Raw genomic sequence first — 17,789 nt, 5'->3', positions numbered from 1 at the left:
GAATTATTTTTTATACCACCCGACTCAGAAAATGGCGCAAAAACCGATCCGCATCCACTTCAAGTGCCACGTCAATACTTGTCTGTAAATGAGCTTGATCCTCGCCCGGTACTTCACGGGTACGACCAACCTCGGCGGAATCCCCCACCTCGACGGCAATGTGCATCGGGCGCGTCTCCACAAAGCTGGAATCAATCGCCAGCCCTACGGCCAACGGATCATGCAAAGCACAGCCTGCAATACCGGGTCTAAAATTACGATAGGCTTCCATATAGAAGTCCGTCATATCTGCCATAAAGGTGCCTAGCTCGGTCCCTTGCTCATGCCATTTGTCCACTTCATGCTGAGGAAGCAGCGTCTGCATGGTCACATCCAGCCCAACCAGCGTGAGCGGGAAACCCGCCCCCAACACATAGGCTGCGGCTTCAGGATCGGCATATATATTCGCTTCAGCCGTTGGGGTTACATTGCCTTTTACCGTGACTGCACCGCCCATAATGATCAGACGGTCAAGCAAGTGCGGCAGTTCGGGGCAACGATCCAGTGCAATCGCAAGGTTGGTCAGCGGTCCCACCGCTACAAGGGTAAGCTTGCCTTCATAGCGACGAGCCTGTCCGATGATAAAATCGGCCGCATCACCAGATGCTGCCTGTCGGGAAGGCGAACCCTTCAACTGGTTGCCAATGCCGTCTTCACCATGAATATGGCGGGAATACGGCTTGAACAGCTCGCGGGCATACGGCTTGTGAGCGCCGGACACGACCGGGGCCTCTACACCCAGCTTTTCCAGCAGGATCAGTGAGTTGCGTGTTGCCTCCTCCACCGATATATTTCCAAAGGTGGTTGTAATGCCAAGCAGTTCCAATTCCGGTGAATGGACCGCGTACGCAATGGCAAGTGCGTCGTCGATACCCGTATCTACATCTAAAATTAACTTTTTACTCATGATGACCTCCACAGTAGAACAGCATTCTTTTTCATTATACACAATTTGAATGCTTATTCTCTTGGTCATGAGGCTCTTTATCTGAACACGATCAAAAAAAAGCTACGGCAGTTGTGCCGTAGCTTTTCCTTCGGGGCTCTTCCATTGCTTAAGCGCACATCTTCTGTCCCAATCCTAAGGCTCGATTCCCCACACCAGCTTATCGTTATGGAATAATGTTACCTTATTCCATTCTGTATAAGAGGTTTTGGTTGGATCGAAGGAGTAGTCATTGGATTCGTCCAGGTTAGACCAGTCGCTATTGTTGATGCGGATCTGAATATCACCTGTTTGCGCTCCAGCAGCAAGCGTGCCAGCAGCAGCATTGAAACCAATTTCAATATACTTGTCTGTAAAGGTACGCAGCACATTATCATTGCCTACTTGCGCATAGTCTACTGCGGATTGCAGCTCCTGGCTGCCATCTTTCGTGAAATAATACCGGACTTTCAGCTCACTCAGCTTCACTGGTGTTGTACCTTTATTTTTCAGATTTAAGAAAGGCTTGACTGCGTTATTAGCTGGATCGGTGTCCCCGGCCCGGTACATTACAACCAGATCACCCGCTGGTTCTGTAGGATCTGTAGGGTCCGTTGGATCTGTCGGTGTACCTTTTGGCTCAGCGCTTACCGCAGTGGAATCCTTGCTTGTTCCTTTCGTATTCGTAGCACTTACAACATAGAAATAAGTTGTTCCGTTGGTCAGCCCCTTATCTGTGTACTCTTTCTCAGTAACAAGAGGCGCAACGGCTGTAAAAGGACCTGCTTCGCTGGTTGCACGTTTTACCGTGTAGCTGTCGGCCCCAGTGGACGCATTCCAGGTCAGCTTCACTTCCGCATTACCCGCTGTCGCCTTTAAGCCCGCTGGTACTGCCGGAGCGGCTGGTGTAGGAGTTGTTCCGCCACCGGATGAAGGGACAATCGCTGGATATGCATTTTGCACAAGCATAACAAACTGATCATGGAACCAAGCTCCTGAAATAGGTGCATTCGGTAAAGCATCTGTTAATGTGCCATCCTTGGTTGTATAGGTAGGATCACAGTATCGGTCAAAGCCTTTACCCTCATCGTTCGGAATGAGCGAGCTGGAACCATCGGAATCACCCGGAGGTTTCGCCCATACATAAGCATCAACATGGGAAGCTGGAGCTGTTTGCGGCGGAGTTCCCATACCTGCTCCGCTGTTATTACACCAGTTACCACGATGCGAGCGTTTGTCTACACGGCCTGAGTTCACATAGGAGTTAATATCACTGCCGACAGCGGCAGTCGGGCGGTTAGGTCCTCCCCAACCGTTACGGCCCGTATCAATTAACATACCGAGTGAGCTCGGCCAGCCTGCACTCACAAAGTCTCTATGCAATGCCTCTGCGAAATCAGATTCATCGAAATTAGGATTCCATTCGTAGTATTTGGAAGATTTGATCGGCTGTCCGCCGATATTCAGGTTTGGATCAGGCAGATTAGGCTCTGTCAGCGGTGAAGTATTGGCTGTATTCGTGATAAAGCCATCCACACTGGACAGTCCTTTGCTCGTGTCTCTGAAAACATTCGTGAACAACGATACGGTTGCTGTGCGATTGTTATCCCAACCCAGCCAGCCGGAGTGACCGATATCTACATATTTGTAGACATTAGGAATCTCGTTCAGCTTATTAATTGTATACTTAATGCCGGCTTCATAAATTCCTGTAGATTTAGCTTCCGCGCATTTGGGGTCATTCAGATTGGTCACGAGGTTTGGCAAACTGTCTGGTTCAATGATCGCTACGATGCGAATATCCTGATACTTCGGATTGGCAAAAATAGCAGCAATTTTATCGACATAGTCCTTTTTGTACGTTTCCAGACCCGCTTGGGTCAGCGGCAGCTCACCGTTGGAGGCCAAGGCATGGCAATCCCGTCCGGGCAGATCATATACAATAAACTCTGCCGTAATTGGTGTGTTGCCTTTCTTTTGCGCCAACACTTGATCCAAATGCGCTTCCAGGCCAAGCTTGCCTCCACCGCCGTTAATGGCAGCGATGCGATCGAGCCATACAGCTGTCGGGAACGTTTTGATGGTTTGCATTTTCGCTTTCAGATTGGCATCAGTAATCTTGGCAATCGATGTGTCGACACTAGCCGCATAATCAGGACTAACGTATTTTGTCGCCCCTTGATAAGGATTGTCCACATGGGATTCTGCATGTATTTTATCCGTAAATCCTGCACCTGGTAGAAAGCTGCTTGCGACGAGTGATAGCGCAAAAGCATACTTCATGCCTTTACGAAGCACTTGCTTGGTTTTCAATTGCTTCACCTATCTTTCCGTAGATTTTGTTGAATCTTCCTATGGCGGCACCTGATTGTTACATGATTATGTGTGAGTTACGCCATCTTTCTCCAAAAAAAGCGGCGTTCATAGCTGCCTAAGGTAAGCGCTTTCTATTTTTCCACGCGCTTACTTTCTCCCCTTTTTGTCACCTCCTATGTTAGATTATAATGAGCTGGAAAACTGCTGTAAATTGAATAAATTAAGGATTAAATTATTAATTAGGCACATGAATTGCCACAGTACCCGTTTTTGCTGTCTCCCCATTTCCAAGGGCCGAGTCCTTCATATGATGAACTATGCCTGCTGTGACAAGCTCTCCCGACCTTCGGGATCGACACCAAAAAAGCGGATTTAGAAAAAATAAGGGGATTTTCTTTAATTTCCGCCAGCTCAAATCGACAATGATAAAATCCAAACTCCGGTCTATGCCAAATCGTTAAATCTATCGACACCAAAAGGGCATTTTCAGGCTCTCATCGCCATGAAAATACCCTATTGATCGTAGTACAGCCTCACGGCCATTCATCATGCATGTACATGCAGTGAGCGCTCATACAATTGTACCAAGCTGCTAGTCCTTGCTAGGCTACACCTTTTCACGTTCCTTGCCTTTGTCGGATTCGCCCGCATTTTTGTTGGCCGCCTCCCGATCCAGCTGCATTTCCTCAATCGTCTTGACCTTAAGCCTTGCCGCTCCCTCATACGCACGAGTTGGGATCAGATCGCCCGCAGCTAAACGTTGACGCGCCTCGGCAATTGCCGCTCCGTATTGTGGAAGCCACTCTTCCTGCGCTACCAGCATTTCATCGACCATTTGCCAGATTTCCTTCGGATTACATACCGCACCCACCAGTGGGTCCATCATGAACGCCTGCCGCAACAGCTTGTCGTCCCCATGTACGGCAGCTTCAACCGCCAAACGCTGCACTGAAATGCTAACATTGCAGACAGCCGCAGGGCCGAGCGGCAGTTCACCCACATGAGGCATGGAAATGCCGTTACGATCCACATATCCGGGCGCCTCAATAATCGCATCATCCGGCAGATTGGAAATCACTCCGTTGTTGACGACATTAAAATGCCCCCGGTATACACGTCCTGTTTCCAGTCCTTCGATAATGTAGGAGCCATGCTCCTCACCACGATTCTCTGCCTTATACACCAATGGGTCTTCCTTCATCCAGTTTGGAAAATCTGTTTCAAACCAGTTGCGTCCTTCCGTACATACACGCAGATAGCCTCCCGTTTCTCCATTAATCCAGCTTCCCAGATCAATCCAGTCGAGAATTTCATCCGGACGCTTCCGGTACCAGGGAACATACTCACTTAAATGACCGTTCGATTCGGTGCTGTAATAGCCAAAGCGACGAAGCATGTCGATCCGTACCTTTTCGGTGCGGCTATATTCGGGATGCTTTTCAAAAGCCTCCAGCAGTCCAGCTGTCAGATCCTTGCCTTCATGTGACGCCTGAATGTACCACGTCTGGTGATTGATTCCGGCACACACAATGTCCACATCCTGCTTCTCCAAGCCATATACTTCAGCAATTTGGTGATGTCCATGCTGTACACCGTGACACAACCCAATCGTACGTACACCGCTGTACTTGTTGCAGGCCCAGGTAATCATCGCCATCGGGTTCGAGTAGTTCAGCAGCAGCACATCTGGTGCGCTTAGCTCGCGGATATCCTTGCAGATCTCCAGCATTTCCGCAATACCACGCTGCCCATACATAATACCTCCTGCACACAGCGTATCGCCCACGCATTGATCCACGCCATATTTCAGCGGAATGTCTACATCGGTCGCAAACCCTTCCAGCCCGCCAACCCGGATCGTACAAATCACATATTTGGCATCCTTCAAAGCCACTTTCCGGTCCGTAGAGGACTGTATTTGAATAGACAAACCGTTCTCCCGAATATCCCGCTGGCACAGCTCAGTGACCATATCCAGATTGTGCTGATTAATGTCCGTAAAAGCCACTTCAATCTCGTTAAATTCCGGCACCGTCAACAGATCTCGCAAAATTCCACGGGTAAAACCGATGCTCCCCGCTCCAATAAAAGCTACTTTAAATGACACGGCATTCAACCTCCAGCGTTAGATGTGTAGTATACCGTCATTGTAGCAATTTGCCAGAGGGGAGCGTTATCAAAATCATGACCAGATTCGCGTATAGGTGTCAAAAATTCTAACTTAACTTGCCACCTCATCCCTCTTCATCCTCCGCATAGTTCCACACATAGCGTTCCACGGCAGAGCGGTATTCGACAGGTGTCTTGCCTGTGTGCTTTTTGAAGAGCATATGGAAATATTGCCTGCTGCCCACGCCTACATAATCGGCAATTTCGTGAATGGGAATGTCCGTTTGCTGGAGCAGCATTCGGGCCTTGTCCATTCGCAGCATGGTCAAATAAGCGGTGAGTGTTTGTCCGGTATGTTTTTTGAAAATGCGATGCAAATACCCTGGATGCAGATTCACCGCCGCTGCCATATCCTTAACCAGAATATCCTGGTCATAGTTGAGATGAAGAAATTCGATACATCGTTTAATGTAGACATCCGTTTGCTGCGTGTCACTACGTTCCGTTTCCTCACGCAAACGCGCAATTCGCACGAGCAATTGCATAAACAGCAGTTCAGCCATTGCGCCTGGATGTTCTTTTCGTTGATCCAGCTCCAGCACGAGGCTTTTCAGCGTATAATACACCTCTTCCGGGTCAGACAGTACCAGATAAGGGAATGGACGCGACATGAAGGCTGTGACCTCGTGCTCTTCCCCTGCCAGTTGTCGGATAGACGGACCTACTCGCACCCCTTCCGTAAAACCGAACTCCACATTCAGCATCCGGCACGGCTGCTCTCCTTCTACGACCAGTCGGTGCGACACATCCGCGTCCAGCATAATAAACTCCCCTTTACGCAGCGTGATGCTTTCTCCCGCTTTCTCTCCTGTCTTTACATCCACCCGGCACAGGCCGGAGATCATGTACATAATTTCGGTAGAATGATGATCGTGATACGGCATGGTGTAATCGTGCCACTGCTTGTAGTAGTAAGCAAAAAAACGGGGAATATAATCCCCGTCACACAGCCGTGGCTCAAACAGACTTCCGTTCATCCCCGCACCTCCGCAAAATAGATCAGGCTAACACGGCAACGTATCTGCAACCGCCTATTTTCACAGTTTAACAGACGATGCTATGTAATTCTATTTCGCTCTAGCGGACTATCTGAAATCCGGTGGAATACGCCGAGCCGTTCCCGTCAGAATAGCCGCTTCAATTACGGCCTTCCTCACCTGGGTAACGACCTGTTCGTTGAAGATGCTTGGAATAATGTATTGCTCGTTTAACTCCCGTTCACTTACGACAGAAGCAATCGCGCGGGCGGCGGCCAATTTCATCGGCTCGTTGATGTGACGCGCCCGGCAATCGAGCGCTCCCCTGAAGATGCCCGGAAACACAAGCACATTGTTAATCTGGTTGGGATAGTCGCTGCGACCCGTGGCAAATACACGAACATGCGGGATAGCTTGCTCAGGCGCAATCTCCGGCTCTGGATTAGCCATGGCAAAAACAATACTGTCCACCGCCATCCCCTGTACATCTGAGGCATTCAGCAGATTGCCACGTGACACACCAATGAACACATCCGCATCCCGAATGACCTCCTTTAAGGTGCCTGACTCGGGCTCTACTTGCGGCTGATCCGCTAGCCATTGCCACATAGGATAGGGATAGGTGCCGCCTTGTACGATGGCTCCATCCCGATCTACCGGAACCAGTCGGCTCACCCCTGCGGCCAGCAGCATTTTGCATATCGACACGCCTGCAGCCCCTATTCCGTTCACAACGACCCGAACATTTTCGATCCGCTTCCCAACGACCTTCAATGCATTCAGCAGGCCTGCAATCACCACAACCGCCGTGCCGTGCTGGTCATCGTGAAAGACGGGAATATCCAATTCTTCTGCCAGGCGGGCTTCGATCTCGAAACAGCGTGGAGAACTGATATCCTCTAAATTAATTCCCCCGAAAATCGGGCTGATCGCCTTAATCGTACGAATGATTTCCTCCGTATCCTTCGTGTCCAGACAAATGGGGAATGCATCGACTCCGGCAAGCTGTTTGAATAGCATCGCCTTGCCCTCCATCACAGGTGCAGCCGCATGTGGGCCGATGTCACCAAGCCCCAGAACTGCAGTACCATCGGTTACAACCACGACGGTGTTTCGTTTGATGGTCAGGGAGTACGCTTTTTTCGGATTTTCATGAATGGACGTACAGACCCGGGCCACTCCCGGCGTATATACCCGTGACAGATCATCCCGATTTTTGATCGGCAAATTGGGTTGGACTGATATTTTACCCCCCAGGTGCGCGAGAAACGTGCGGTCAGAAACGTTAATGAGTTGAATGCCTGCTAACGACTTGAGTGATTCGATGAGCGCAGTCTCCGCTATTTCAGCAACGTGGACAGTGATGTCGCGAACAGAAGAATCCTGTCCGGGGCGAATAACATCAATGGAAGTAATGTCTCCTCCAGCACGGCTGATCGTTGATGCGACCTCACCGAAGTTTATTTTGGAATGAATGAGCTCCAATCGAAGAATCAGACTATTAAAGGCCACGGTACATCCGCTCCTATTCTATTCATAGCATGTGTGAGACACAAAAGGCAGACACGTGTATTGTTTGTGTCCAGGTTCCCCTGCCTTTACATGTTACCGCTTTCATAAAAGCGTTGGGAAGTTTTTGTCCATAATGTTACTTATGGTCATTTTGGTCACACAGCAGCTCATACCGATTAACGGGACGACCGACCCCGCCATAATGCACAACCAGGCGCACAATCCCCCTTTTCTCCAGATAATCCAGGTATCTTCTTGCCGTTACACGGGCAATCCCTACTCCCTCAGCGGTTTCTTCAGCAGACAGCTTGCCGCCATGCTGCTCCATGACCGCAAGCACCTGCTTCAGGGTGGCAGCATTCAAGCCCTTTGGCAGCTCATCGTAGGACATCGCCCATTCCTCGTATACTGAAGCAGAGACTACCGCTTTCTTAGCCGCTTCTCCATTTTGCATAATAATGAGGTCCAGCTCTTCCTGGGTTCCTACTTCTTCCGCCCATAATCCAGCCTGCTGCACCCGGTAACGCTCCAGCGTATGGTGGATACGCTCTACCTTAAAAGGTTTAATAATATAATCGAACGCTCCGTTTCGCATCATTTCACGAATCGTCTCCGTATCCTTTGCGGCGGTTACGACAACTACATCTACAGGCAATGCCATAGAACGGATGCGCTGCAAGGTCGCTATCCCGTCCAGCGACGGCATGAACACGTCAAGAAAAATCAGATCAGGCTTTAGCTCCTCAATCAGCTCCAATCCCCGAAGCCCGTTGGAGGCCAGACCTACGACCTGAAACCCGTCAACCTGTTCGATAAACAGTCGATTCACCTCTTGTACCATCGGATCATCCTCGACCAGCAGCACATGAAACAGTGATTTAATAGGTTTACTCATCGTCGCTCCCTCTCTCCCTCAACGGAAATAGAATCTCTATCGAAGTTCCCAAGCCAAGTGAAGACTCGCATGTCAGGCGGCCGTTCCCCTTGGTGACAATCCCGCTTAGTAAATGCAGCCCCATGCCGCGGCTTTCTCCCTTCTTGGTCGTAAATCCGCGTTCGAGCATTCGTTGCTTCGTTGTCTCCGACATTCCACAGCCATTATCCTCGACCAATATGGACATATATTCGTCATCCTGCTGGATGCTGACATAAATCTCCTTGGAGCCGACTTCTGTATCCGCCAGTGCATCAAAGGCATTCTCAATTAAATTTCCGAGTAACAGAACGAAATCATGGCGGTCAATCAGCCGGGGAAACTGATTCATTCTGCTGTCAGGATCAATCCTAATATCAATGCCGAGCTCTTTACCACGGCTAATTTTACCCAATAGCAGTCCTGCAACTCCGTCATCATCGAAATGCCGTTGAAGGAAGCGCGTGATCTCCTCCTGTTGCTCGGTCACCTCAAACAGATAGCTCAACGCCTCGTTCTGCTGCCCAAGCTGGAGCAAGCCGGCGACGGTATGCATTTTGTTCATATGCTCATGATTTTGTGCACGAAGCGCATGAACAAACTCTTTGACACCTGTGAGCTCCTCGGCCATTCTCGTCACCTCGGTCTTGTCCTGAAATATGGAGATTGCCCCCATCGTAACTCCCTGTTCGCGAATGGGAATTCGGTTACTCCAAATAATGGTTCCGCCAATTTTCAGCTCCTGGCTCAGAATTGCGACTCCCGAATCCAGCACTTCCGGCAACCGGGTATCCGGGAGGACCTCGCGGATCGGCAAGCCCGCTACATCACGGTGCACATCGAAGATTTGCTTGGCTCGTTCGTTAAAAATCGTAATGATGCAATTGCGGTCAATCGCAATAACCCCCTCATGCATCGCTTGAAAGGCTGCGCTTCGCTCACGAAACATTCTCGCAATCTCCTGCGGCTCCAGGTTGAACATCTGGAGCTTAATATGACGGGCCAGCAATGCGGAGCCAATCACACCAAACATCAGCGACAGCAACGAAGTGATGATGATGGATTGCTTCTCCTGACGGATAATCTCCGTCACGCTTGGCAGCAGGCCGCCCGCCACAACGACGCCCACCTGCTCCGAGGAAGCATTCATAATCGGCACAAAGGAACGCAAGCCGATGCCCGCTTCGCTGCGTACTTTGGAGACATACGTATGTTCAGCAAATGCGGCATCATCATCCCGAGCCTGAAACGTTCCGCCGATTCGCTCCGAAAGCGGATGAGACAACCGTTTGCGGTTCATATCGAGCACGACGATATAAGCCGCATCGTTTAATATCCGAATTTTGTCCGCCATTGGTGCAATCACGGCAGAAGCATTCGGGTCATCAATTCTTTCCACTACATCCGGCAGGTTCGCAACCGTCTGGGCTGTAATCGTAAGCCGCTGCTTGAGTTCTTCTTCCTTGAGCCGGGTGGCGCTACCAAACAGAAAAAGGCCGCCGATCAAAAGAGAAAAAAGAACGACTCCAAATGAAAGTATCATGATTTTCCAATATATGCGAAGTCTGTTCATCCTCTTCTCCTTCCCTTTAAAGCGTTTACCTTTGAATATCATTGTGGAATAATGGGTCTAAAATAGCAACAGATGGGAGGTTACTTTGTGAAAAGAGCTGCTGGATTTGGTGTTTTGCTCGTACTGGGTATCCTAACGGCTTATGTGATCGGTTTTCAAAGGAATTTTGGTGAAAAACTCCCTTATGATAATGAATTTTCGGGCCTTAAAGATCGGATTGTGATCAAATTTAGCCATGTCGTTGCCGAAAACTCTCCCAAAGGACTGGCAGCCGCTCATTTTGCACAACGGGTTAAAGAAAAATCCAACGATCGGATTGAGATTCAAGTGTTCCCCAATGGAATGCGCTATTCAGAAACCACGGAAGTGGCTGCACTTCAACGGGGAGAAATCCAGATGATAGCTCCTTCGTTTTCCAATTTGAATGCGATTGATCCAGCCTGGCTGGTGATGGATCTTCCGTTTGCCTTCGAGAATCAGGCTCAGGTCGATCAGGCACTGAACGGAGAATTGGGCAAGCGGTTATCGCAAACACTTGAGCCCTATGGCATGAAAGGCGTCGCCTTCTGGTCGAACGGCTTTCGACAGATCACTAACAACGCCCATCCCATTAGACAACCCGCAGACTTTACAGGCTTGAAATTCCGTATCCAGCCAAGCCAGGTGTTGGACCGTCAGTTTGAAGCGCTGGGAGCATCGACCATCAGCACTCCTTTTAATGAAATATATCACAGCCTGGAGACGGGCACGGCAGACGGACAGGAGAACACGATATCCAATATTCTTACCAAACGGTTTTACCAAGTGCAACGTTATATGACCATCAGCAACCACAGCTATCTGGGTTATGCCGTCGTATTTAACAAATCCTATTGGGATAGCCTCCCAAGTGACGCCAAGCGGGTGCTGCAGGAGGCACTTGAGGAAACGACGCGTTGGAACAAACGGGAAACAGCTGAAAATGCCAATCGGCTTAGCCAGCTGCAACAGACCGGAGACATTAAAATTATCCATCTGTCCGAGGGGGAGCGTAAGCTTTGGAGAGAACGTCTGCGCGTGCTCTATCCGGAGTTCACTCCTATCATCGGTATGGAGCTAATGGATATGATTCAAGGACCTTAAAGACCAAAAAGAACGTTATGACCGTATTCTTGTTTGCCAAGAACGTAGCTTTTACACTGGGGATACAAAAATAAAGCGTTTTCAAAAATTAAAAGAAAGCGAGAGCGTATCCCTATGAAACTGAGAATTAATTTTAAAAACTTGACGGTTCAGGTCGTTATCGCTATTGTGCTGGGTATTCTTTTAGGTCACTTTTTTCCTGCAACAGGCGAAAAACTCAAAGTGCTTGGAGACGCCTTTATCAAGCTCATTAAGATGGTCATCGCCCCCATTGTATTTTTTACGGTTGTACACGGGATTGCCAGCATGGGGGACATGAAAAAGGTCGGTCGTATCGGTGGAAAGGCTCTTCTCTATTTTGAAATCGTTACCACGATTGCGCTGGCGATTGGTCTGATCGTGGTCAATCTGGTAAGACCGGGGGCTGGCATTGATGTGAGCAAAGCAACCGGGGACGTATCTCAATATGCTCAAAAAGCAGCGGAAACAAGTCACGGGGTAGTTGATTTCATCGTGGGTATTATTCCTGAAAATGTAGTAAGCGCTATGGCAGGTGGAGAATTGCTGCCTATCCTGTTTTTTGCCATCCTCTTCGGACTGTCACTGACGGCCATGGGGGAGCAAGCCAAACCCGTCATTGTCCTGTTCGACAAACTGTCGCACGCCTTCTTTGGCATCGTCAATATGGTCATGAAATTGTCCCCAATCGCCGCATTTGGTGCCATGTCATACACCATTGGTAAATTCGGCATTGGGTCGTTAACCTCTCTGGGTAAGCTGATGGGTTCCGTTTACCTGACTATGGCCTTATTCGTTATCATTGTGCTCGGTCTGATTGCTCGCATGTACGGGTTCAGCATTTTCAAGTTTATCGCTTATATCAAAGAAGAAATTTTACTTGTACTCGGTACTTCATCCTCCGAGTCTGCCCTGCCACGTATGATGGACAAAATGGAGAAATACGGCTGTTCCAAATCGGTGGTTGGCCTGGTCATTCCAACGGGCTACTCGTTTAACCTGGATGGTACGGCGATTTATCTGTCCATGGCCGCCATATTTGTGGCTCAGGCCTCCGGCGTCGACATGACCATATGGCAGCAGTTGACACTGCTCGGTATTCTCATGCTGACCTCGAAGGGAGCCGCGGGCGTCACTGGTTCCGGTTTTATTACACTGGCAGCCACGTTGGCGGCATTCCCTTCGATCCCGCTGGCCGGGATGGCGCTGCTGCTTGGCGTTGACCGCTTTATGTCAGAAGCACGCGCCATCACCAATCTGATCGGTAACGGGGTCGCTACTGTCATCGTCGCCAAATCGGAAAAGGAATTTCATCCCGACAGACAGACGGAGATGGCTTCAGCATCGGCTGAGCTTGAAACTAGCCCTTTACACAGCCCGATTACTAAATCCGTATAATAATGCATGCTTTATGTAGAGCCGGTTTACGGCTCTTTTTTGCGTTTCAATGGACAAGGTTCCATTTACGCATTTTCTTTATTAAATGTACAGTCAGATATCCTATTGCTAATAATCCTGTGCTTATAAACCAACTAATAATTTCGAAATTAATAGTTCCCCCTAAGAAAAATGAATGTATACAAAAAGAATATATATGGTGATTTACACATTGGGCTCCCGTTTTGCAAACTCTTGTAACATACCTCTTATTTGTTCTACTAATAAAGCAGGCGCTTTCTTTGGTGAGCCCGTGTCAAACGGAGGCTGAGGATCGTATTCCAAAATCAATTGGACTCCTTTACTCATATCTTCTCCCAATTCCCATGCTATTAGTTGGAGGGCCATATCAATACCAGAGGAGACACCGGCTGCTGTAACGATTTTGCCCTGACGAACTACTCTCTCATCTGTTGGAATGGTTCCAAGAGATTGGAGCAGGTCTAAGGATCCCCAATGACTGGTGGCTACGGTTCCATTTAACAAGCCTGCAGCGCTCAAAATCAGAGAGCCGTTACAAACCGACGTGGTCCATTTCGTAGTTTCATGTATTTGGCGAATCCAATTTAACGTTTCTTTGTCATTCATTGGAGTTTTATAATTTGGCGGGCTGCAACCTGGAACAACAAGAATATCAGCTGAAGTAACTTCAGAAAAACTGTAATCGGCATGCAAATAACCCATATTTGAGTCCAGTTTGATTAACCCATTTTTCTTAGCGACAAACTTCACTTCACATTTCAGTGTAGCAGCAAATACATCGTATGGACCAATTGCATCTAATGCAGTGATTCCATCGAAAAGCATGATTGCGATTTTCATGATGATCTCTCCTTTGAAGTGGGATTCTATTCTTACACACCAATACTAACATACCCATACGGGGTATAGGTATATCAAATGTTGTGAAAACACTGCTCGGCTTTCTGGTCATGGACGATATCGCCCACAACCAGAACAATGACCTTTTGAAGTAATAATACGCCTTATCAGTGTATAACCCTCTGCCCTCGACCGAGGTACCTTAATTTCAAACACTCTTGTCACAAATATGGATTGACAAATGCCCATGCAAACCTTTAATAGTACGTACCTGTAAAAGAGGCTTACTTAAAAAGGGCTACCCCCAGAGTAGCCCTTTTTATCATCATAAAGCTTCAACATCACGCCTGCAAATCTGTTTATCCAGCTTTCTCAACTGCCCATAAAATAAATCACTGTAAAAGCCTCTATGAGCCAGCAGTTCATCATGCGAGCCTTGCTCCTCCAGACGACCATCCTTCAAGACCAGAATCCGATCAGCCTGACGAATGGTATTCAACCGATGCGCGATGACAAAGCTTGTTCGCCCCTGCATAAGCCGTTCCAGTCCTTCTTGTATCTTCATCTCGGTAATCGTGTCAATGCTGCTGGTTGCCTCGTCGAGTACGAGGATCGAAGGGTTGGCCAAAATAGCGCGAGCGATAGCCAGCAACTGCTTTTGCCCTTGACTAATGCCGCTGCCATTAGCCTCCAGCACCTTCTCGTATCCGTCCTTCATCCGCATGATAAAGGAGTGGGCGTTCGCCAGCTTCGATGCTTCCTCTATCTCTTCATCGGTGGCATCCAGTCTGCCGAAGCGGATATTTTCGCGGATTGTTCCTTGGAACAGAAAGGAATCCTGTAGCACAAACGCCATGCGGGAGCGCAAGCTTTCACGCTGTATGGTGGTAATGTCTCGTCCATCTAACGTGATCATTCCCTCGTCGGGACTGTAAAAACGGGATATCAACTGGATCAGCGTTGTTTTTCCAGCCCCGGTCGGACCAACCAGTGCGATCATCTCACCCGGCTTGGCTTCAAAAGAGATGCCTTTCAGCGTAGCACTCTCCTCATCATAGCCGAAGGAAACATCGGTAAACCGCACAGCCCCCTCGACATGCTTCAGCTCTACCGCGCCGTGCTCGTCCTTGGACTCTTCATCCTCATCCAATATTTCGAATACACGCTCAGCTCCGGCAATAGCGGACAGCAGTGTGTTCCACTGGTTAGCCAGATCGTTCAGCGGTCTGGTGAACTGGCGGGCATACTCTACGAATACGATAATCGTACCTATGGTAATCGAGCCGTGAATCGCCAAAATTCCGCCGATCCCCGCTACCATGGCAAAGCTGAGATTATTCAGCCCGTTCATCAGCTTTGGAATAAAACCGGAAATCGTTTGTGCCCAGAAGCCCGACAGACGGATACGGTCATTACGTTCGCCAAAGCCTCGAATAACCCTCTTTTCCTGCGAAAATGCTTTGATAATCTGCTGCCCGGATAACGTTTCCTCGATGTATCCGTTCAGTTCGCCCAAGTTCTTCTGCCGTTCCTTGTATAATGGACCCGTGCGGCGCGTAATCCAGCGCATCCCGACTGCCATCAGCGGCACCACGATAAAGGTCAGCAGTGTCATCAGCGGGCTTAACCACAGCATGACTGCGAGTGTACCCACCAGCGTCAATATGCTCGAAAAAATCTGAATGGCCGAGCTATTCAGTGTAGAGCTGACATTTTCGATATCATTCGTCAGTCGACTCATGATCTCTCCCTGCTGACGTTTGCCGTAGAAAGGAATTGGTAGCCGATGCAAATGTGAAAACAGGTCGAAACGCATCCGGTACACGGTCTCTTGGGCGATTTCGATCATCCAGATATTTTGCAGCCAGGAGGTCAGCGAATTAAGCAAGTACACAGCCCCCAGCCCAATGAGAAAATAAATCCACGTGCGTCCGCCCGGACCTTCCAGAAAATCGTCCACTGCAACGCCGACCAAATACGGACCCAGCAGAGCCAGTCCTGAACTGAGCAGTACCATGAACAGCACCAGCATCAGCTTGGCCTTGCGGCGGGCCAAATACTCCCATATCCTACCCAGCGTGCCGGACCAGTTCTTGGCCTTGGCCTTGCGGCGTCCCTCTGCTCCTGCCGGGTTCCTCAGCACACCGGACGGCGGTGTAGGCTGACGGAACGGATCAATGAGTTCCTTGAACATGCGACTCCTCCTCACCGTGTTGTGATTCATAGATGCGTCGATACAGCTCCGAACTGTCCATTAAATGCTCATGACTTCCACTCGCGATCAGACGGCCTTCATCCAGCAGTAAAATCTGATTTGCCGATGCGGTCGAGCTGATCTTCTGCGTAATGAGAAATGTCGTGCAGGACAAGCCTTCCAGCGCCTCCAACAAAGCCGCCTCTGTCCGCACATCCAGCGCACTGGTGCTGTCGTCCAAAATAAGCACCGCCGGATGGCGCACCAGCGCGCGGGCAATAGATACCCGTTGCTTCTGTCCACCGGACAGATTCACACCGCGCTGTCCCAGCATGGTGTCATAGCCTTGCGGCAAGCGCTCAATCATATCGTGAATTTGCGCCATACGAGCTGCTTCCTGAATCTGCTCCAGACTGGCATCCTCCAGCCCCCAAGCGATATTTTCCCGAATTGAGCCAGTGAAAAGAAGCACCTCCTGTGGCACGTAGCCAATGGCCTCACGCAGTATGGAAGCGTCCAGTTCCCGCGCGTCCTTGCCGTCAAAGCGCACACGGCCCTCATCTTCTTCATACAAACGCGTAATGAGCTGCACAAGTGAGGATTTACCCGACCCAGTGGCCCCCATAATAGCGATGCGCTCACCCGGTCGAGCCATAAAGGAAATATCCTTTAGCACCGCGAGATCGCTGCCCGGATAATGAAAGCTCACCCGATCCAGTTCCACCTGCCCCTCTATTCGCGTGTTATGTGTTGGAATAGGCTCCCGTTCCCCATAGTCTTCATGATGTGTCTCCAGTACCTCACGAATCCTCGCCGTGGAAGCGGTCGCCCGGGAAAACACGACAACAATCCCCGACAAGGCAGACAAGGCTCCAATCGTCCGCAGTGAATAATTGACGACAGCGACCACCTGTCCCACACTGGCATCTCCTGTTGCAATTTGCCCCCGTCCGAACCAAAGCACGGCGATAATTCCCGCATTCATCGTAAACAAAATGAACGGCATCGTCGTTTCTGTCCAGCGCAAAGCGGAAACCGTCCCTTTCATCAATTCGCCCCCATAATGGGCAAAACGCTCGATTTCATGCCGCATCCGCACAAAAACCCGAATGAGCCGCATACCTGTCAGATTCTCCTGAATCACCCCGTTAACGTCATCCAAACGACGCTGGACGCCTTTAAACAAAGTGACGGTTCGCCGCATCATCACCAAAACAAACACGAACAGCACCGGGGCCATAACCGCCAGCAACAGTCCAAGTCTGAAATGCACAACCAGCGCCATCACGATGCTGCCAATCACCACCAGCGGCACCCGTGTCATAAACCGCAAGCTCATAAACACCGTATCCTGCACCTGTGTCACGTCCCCCGTCAAACGCGTAATCAGCGATGAGGTAGCAAGACGTTTAAACACCGGATAGGAAAAGGATTGCACCTTATGATACAGCCTTTCCCGCAAATCATACCCAAAGCCCTGACTGGCATGAGAGGCAAAAAAGGAACTGGAAATTCCCGCTATAAAAGCAATAACGGCGCTTCCTACCAGAACACCGCCCCATAACCAGACGACGGGCAAATCCTGCTGCCGGATGCCCTCATCAATAATTTTGGAGATCAGATACGGTTGCGACAATTCCACCGTCAGCTCCAGCAGCATCATCACGAGGGCCGCGATGGCCGGAACCCGGTATTTTTTCAGAAAAGAGAACATCATCCCCACAAGCATTCCTCCAATTGCTCGACAGCCGTCCTTCCAGATCAGCGTGTGA

General features: G+C 49.6%; 12 protein-coding genes. 2 read left to right on the top strand and 10 right to left on the bottom strand.

Annotated elements, in window-relative coordinates:
- Window positions 1-10: 10 nt before the first annotated feature.
- The 7 genes from ABH897_RS10205 to ABH897_RS10175 all read right to left on the bottom strand — a co-directional run bounded on the left by ABH897_RS10205 (window position 11) and on the right by ABH897_RS10175 (window position 10,424).
- Entirely contained in the window at window positions 11-946 is a 936-nt protein-coding gene (locus ABH897_RS10205; protein ID WP_404591835.1) for a nucleoside hydrolase, read from the bottom strand.
- Window positions 947-1,120: 174 nt separating this feature from the next.
- Complete coding sequence (locus ABH897_RS10200) at window positions 1,121-3,286, bottom strand: glycoside hydrolase family 6 protein (protein WP_404591833.1); 2,166 nt, start codon at window positions 3,284-3,286, stop codon at window positions 1,121-1,123.
- 601 nt (window positions 3,287-3,887) lie between these two features.
- The gene (gene melA / locus ABH897_RS10195) at window positions 3,888-5,387 is read right to left on the bottom strand and encodes an alpha-glucosidase/alpha-galactosidase (RefSeq protein ID WP_404580715.1); all 1,500 of its coding nucleotides are present in this window, start codon (window positions 5,385-5,387) and stop codon (window positions 3,888-3,890) included.
- 127 nt (window positions 5,388-5,514) lie between these two features.
- Entirely contained in the window at window positions 5,515-6,426 is a 912-nt protein-coding gene (locus ABH897_RS10190) for a helix-turn-helix domain-containing protein (RefSeq protein ID WP_404591831.1), read from the bottom strand.
- Window positions 6,427-6,534: 108 nt separating this feature from the next.
- Window positions 6,535-7,938 carry an NAD-dependent malic enzyme gene (locus tag ABH897_RS10185; protein WP_404580713.1) on the bottom strand — a complete coding sequence of 468 codons (1,404 nt, stop codon included), beginning with the start codon at window positions 7,936-7,938 and terminating at the stop codon, window positions 6,535-6,537.
- Window positions 7,939-8,074: 136 nt separating this feature from the next.
- A complete protein-coding gene (locus ABH897_RS10180) occupies window positions 8,075-8,833 on the bottom strand; it encodes a response regulator (protein WP_404591829.1) in 759 nt (252 codons plus the stop codon).
- The gene (locus ABH897_RS10175) at window positions 8,826-10,424 is read right to left on the bottom strand and encodes an ATP-binding protein (RefSeq protein ID WP_404591827.1); all 1,599 of its coding nucleotides are present in this window, start codon (window positions 10,422-10,424) and stop codon (window positions 8,826-8,828) included. Before ABH897_RS10175 ends, ABH897_RS10180 begins: the two co-directional genes overlap by 8 nt.
- 87 nt (window positions 10,425-10,511) lie before the next feature.
- On the opposite strand from ABH897_RS10175, the gene ABH897_RS10170 reads away from it, so the two are divergent.
- Window positions 10,512-11,546: a DctP family TRAP transporter solute-binding subunit gene (locus ABH897_RS10170; protein WP_404591825.1), complete on the top strand. Its 1,035-nt coding sequence runs from the start codon at window positions 10,512-10,514 to the stop codon at window positions 11,544-11,546.
- Window positions 11,547-11,660: 114 nt separating this feature from the next.
- Window positions 11,661-12,962, top strand: a complete 1,302-nt coding sequence (locus ABH897_RS10165; RefSeq protein WP_404591822.1) for a dicarboxylate/amino acid:cation symporter — start codon at window positions 11,661-11,663, stop codon at window positions 12,960-12,962.
- A 204-nt stretch (window positions 12,963-13,166) separates the two neighbouring features.
- On the opposite strand, the gene ABH897_RS10160 is transcribed toward ABH897_RS10165, so the two are convergent.
- From ABH897_RS10160 to ABH897_RS10150, 3 genes are all read right to left on the bottom strand, one after another.
- Entirely contained in the window at window positions 13,167-13,823 is a 657-nt protein-coding gene (locus ABH897_RS10160; protein ID WP_283654833.1) for a DJ-1/PfpI family protein, read from the bottom strand.
- A gap of 325 nt (window positions 13,824-14,148) precedes the next feature.
- On the bottom strand, window positions 14,149-16,017 hold the full coding sequence (locus ABH897_RS10155) for an ABC transporter ATP-binding protein (RefSeq protein ID WP_404591820.1): 1,869 nt from the start codon (window positions 16,015-16,017) through the stop codon (window positions 14,149-14,151).
- Window positions 15,998-17,734: an ABC transporter ATP-binding protein gene (locus ABH897_RS10150; protein ID WP_404592128.1), complete on the bottom strand. Its 1,737-nt coding sequence runs from the start codon at window positions 17,732-17,734 to the stop codon at window positions 15,998-16,000. Before ABH897_RS10150 ends, ABH897_RS10155 begins: the two co-directional genes overlap by 20 nt.
- Between the last annotated feature and the right edge of the window lie 55 nt (window positions 17,735-17,789).

Source organism: Paenibacillus sp. RC73, from assembly GCF_044908085.1.
In the GTDB taxonomy this organism is placed as follows: domain Bacteria; phylum Bacillota; class Bacilli; order Paenibacillales; family Paenibacillaceae; genus Paenibacillus; species Paenibacillus terrae_A.
This window is presented reverse-complemented; position numbering and strand designations above follow the sequence as displayed.

Coding starts and splice junctions, on each gene's coding strand:
- ABH897_RS10205 (WP_404591835.1), bottom strand. CDS start 946: ATGAGTAAAAAGTTAATTTTAGATGTAGATACGGGTATCGACGACGCA.
- ABH897_RS10190 (WP_404591831.1), bottom strand. CDS start 6,426: ATGAACGGAAGTCTGTTTGAGCCACGGCTGTGTGACGGGGATTATATT.
- ABH897_RS10180 (WP_404591829.1), bottom strand. CDS start 8,833: ATGAGTAAACCTATTAAATCACTGTTTCATGTGCTGCTGGTCGAGGAT.
- ABH897_RS10175 (WP_404591827.1), bottom strand. CDS start 10,424: ATGAACAGACTTCGCATATATTGGAAAATCATGATACTTTCATTTGGA.
- ABH897_RS10165 (WP_404591822.1), top strand. CDS start 11,661: ATGAAACTGAGAATTAATTTTAAAAACTTGACGGTTCAGGTCGTTATC.
- ABH897_RS10160 (WP_283654833.1), bottom strand. CDS start 13,823: ATGAAAATCGCAATCATGCTTTTCGATGGAATCACTGCATTAGATGCA.
- ABH897_RS10155 (WP_404591820.1), bottom strand. CDS start 16,017: ATGTTCAAGGAACTCATTGATCCGTTCCGTCAGCCTACACCGCCGTCC.
- ABH897_RS10150 (WP_404592128.1), bottom strand. CDS start 17,734: ATGATGTTCTCTTTTCTGAAAAAATACCGGGTTCCGGCCATCGCGGCC.